Source organism: Pedobacter psychrophilus, assembly GCF_001652725.1.
Taxonomy (GTDB): domain Bacteria; phylum Bacteroidota; class Bacteroidia; order Sphingobacteriales; family Sphingobacteriaceae; genus Pseudopedobacter; species Pseudopedobacter psychrophilus.
This window is the reverse complement of record NZ_LWHJ01000009.1, coordinates 1-2,429: the sequence shown is the minus strand read 5'-3', so window position 1 is coordinate 2,429 and position 2,429 is coordinate 1. Positions and strand designations below refer to the sequence as shown.

General features: G+C 34.1%; 1 protein-coding gene. It reads right to left on the bottom strand.

The window, feature by feature from the left end:
• Positions 1-217: 217 nt before the first annotated feature.
• Positions 218-2,302 (bottom strand): Helicase associated domain protein, encoded by a 2,085-nt coding sequence (locus A5893_RS00405; RefSeq protein ID WP_068820565.1) that lies wholly within the window; start codon positions 2,300-2,302, stop codon positions 218-220.
• Between the last annotated feature and the right edge of the window lie 127 nt (positions 2,303-2,429).

Sequence of the window (2,429 nt, the reverse complement as noted above, 5' to 3'; positions counted from 1 at the left end):
TTCAATAGCTTCTATTTCACTTCCAGTTATTTTAAAATTGTAATCACTTTCTGGAAAGATTTTCATTGTCGTTCGTGTTTTTTAAAATTAGGCATAACGTTTTGCAGCTACAAGAAGTTGGCGATTTCGAAGCACAAAACTGTCTGCCACCACAAAACTTAATACGAAGCACAAAGCTTCATTTAACCACTGAACCGCCAATTTTTTGTAGGTGCTGTTATAGGGCGTTTTTCTTCTTTGTCGATGTGTCAACTGTCCACTCAAATTGTATTTCATTTAGCTTGTCAATTCGTTCTTGTATTAATGTATTTCTTTTATATCCACGTCTTTGAAGTCCTACCCAAATATTTAACTCTTTGTCAAATGACTTTGAAACTCGGCAGTCACCATATTGCTTTTTATAGTCACAAAGTAACTCATAAAAAATATTCCAACGAGCTTCTTTTGTGTCTTCTCTTGATAGTCTTAAACCTAATTGCTCCAATAGACTTTCTTGTTCTTCACTTAGTTTGCTGTGTCTGTAACGTTTTTGTTGATTAAAAATCCAATTTCCAATTTTCGGATGCTCTTTATTGTCTTGGTTAATTTCGTTAATATTCACTCCGCTTTCCTTGAGCTTTTTAAGTTGGTCAAAATTTTGTCGCCATTCAGTTGTTATATGGCTTCTTTTGTTGCCTGTAGTTTGTGCTTCGGTGCGAAGAATAACACCCATCATTCCAATTCTTTCTAACTTTTCTTTATTTTCTGGTTTTGTCCCACGTTTTTTAACGCTATAAACAAATTGTCCAAGTGAAACACCATCAATCGTATAGCTTAATGGAACATCAAAATTTCCAAACTCTTCCTTATATTTTAAAAGTCTTTGAATTTTCTGATTAAAGTCGTGTTCATCCAAATCCCATATTATTCCTTCAGCTTCTAATAACTCAATTCTGTCTTGTGATAAAATTCCTTGTTTGCGATATACGGCTTGGTCATTTCTCCACTTACCAAGTTTATATTCATCAGAATTTCTTTTCTGCTTTGGTTCTCTTTTATATCTTTTCTTGAAGTCGGAATATTGGGATAGTGTTTCTAACCATTGGTCATCGTGTTTCACTGTCAAACCTGCATTTCTTGGACCTACTTCCCAACTAAACTTAATTTCGTCTAGCTTCTTAATTCGGTAATCAGTCATTCGCTGGTCACCCTTTTTCTTAAAATGTCGTTGCATAGCGACAAAGTTGGAAAGTCTATAAAAAGGGTCGTTTCGGTCTTTACGTCTTGGCACATCAGAATGACCGTTTTCAATGAAATACGTTTTCAATTCTTGATAATATCCTTCCCAAATTTTATCAAAGCGAATTTGGTGTCCGTCACTAAACGAAAAACCAACTTCTATTAGCTTTTCTAAATGTTCTTCGGGAATTCTCTCTTCTCTGTAAAGGGCTTTTTGCTTTACATACCATCCATAAAGTGTTGGATTTTCAAAGTCTCTCGGAACAATTACTGTATTGTATTTTAATTTAAACTCTTTGAACTTTTGGAAGTTCTCAGGCCACATTGCAAAATAATGTTCTGTAAGAGCAATTGTCCTTGGTAAATATTCTTTCTGTTCGGTTTCACTATCAACATTTTCAAGGTCTTCGAGGTCAACATATGGTGCTTCAATTGCAGTAAAAAGGTCATTTCCTTCTTCGTCTGTAACATTAGTTTTTTCTTTTTCTTCTTCGTCCTTGAAAATTCTCTTTTCGGGGAGAATTAGTTCTCTATCTGTTAAATACTTAATAAGAGCAGTATTTAATTTTTGAAGGTTGTGATTGTCTTTACCAAAGAATGAAGCAAAGTATTCTTCTATTTGTTTCAGGAGTTTTGTTCCTTGAAAATTTCCGGAAACAAAATCCATTGCAATTGAAGCTTCAATATTATTAAACAGTCCTGGTCTTGTAAGATTGGAAGAGCCTAAAATTACTCTGTTTGCCTTGACCCCACGAAAAATGTAAAGTTTTGGATGATAAATAGCCCTTGTTCGCTTTGTCGGATTGTAATAAATGTATGTGTCAATATTTCTATTTAGAAGTTCGAGTAACGCTTCTCTTGAAGTTCCTTTGTCGTCAACTCCTAAATAAAATTCTATTTTTTTATACCGTTCTTTTACTGCTTCAAGTTCGTCAATAAAAACTGATAGTCCTGATAAAGTTGTAAAAGCAACGAAACATTGAAAAGTGTCAAAATTTTTGTCTTGGAAAGATTTGTGCAAATAGTTTCCTACGGTCGTGTCGTGTTCGTCAAAAAGTCCGTGTCCGAGGAATTCAAATTTCATTGCTGTGTCGTCTTTTTAAAATGCCCTATAACGATTGGCGAATTTGTGTTGTAATGGCATAAAAAGCACAAACTTGTCTGCCCGTAGAAATTTAGTTAAATGTGATGAAATAACATAAAGCAGTTCA